General features: G+C 60.7%; 1 protein-coding gene. It reads left to right on the top strand.

What is annotated here, in order from left to right:
• Window positions 1–71: 71 nt before the first annotated feature.
• Window positions 72–506: IS66 family transposase zinc-finger binding domain-containing protein (locus IVB42_RS05580; RefSeq protein WP_247469831.1), on the top strand; the 435-nt coding region annotated here is incomplete at its 3' end.

The raw sequence follows: 506 nt of genomic DNA on the forward strand, positions 1-506 counted from the left end.
AGCCGAAAGCGCTTGCGTAGGACATAAAATCTTCGCTGCATCGGGGCGCGAAGCATGGCAGACTCGGGCCAATGAGTGATTTGCCTGATGAACTGCCGAACGATCCAGCCGAGTTGCGCGTCTTTGCCGCGGCTCTGCTGGATCGCTGCGCCAGGCTCGAGCGGTTGCTCAAGCTTGCAAAAGACGCGCAGTTCGGTCGATCGTCGGAAAAGCTTGACGGTGATCAGCTCCAGCTTGTTCTGGAGGATATCGATCAGGCTGTCGCGGCTCTCGAAGCAGCCGAGGACCGCGCCAATCCCAAAACACGCGAGAAGAGAGCTGCCGAGCGCAGGGTCAATCGTGGCAAGCTGCCGGAGCATTTGCCGCGCATCATCGAGACCGTGATGCCCGCTGCAACCTGCTGCCCGTGCTGCGCAGGCGACCTTTTTGAGATCGGTCACGATGAGAGCCAGAGGCTGGACGTCGTACCGGCGCAGTATCGCGTTATCGTCACCCGCCAATCCCGC

Source organism: Bradyrhizobium sp. 45, from assembly GCF_023073155.1.
In the GTDB taxonomy this organism is placed as follows: Bacteria; Pseudomonadota; Alphaproteobacteria; order Rhizobiales; family Xanthobacteraceae; genus Bradyrhizobium; species Bradyrhizobium canariense_D.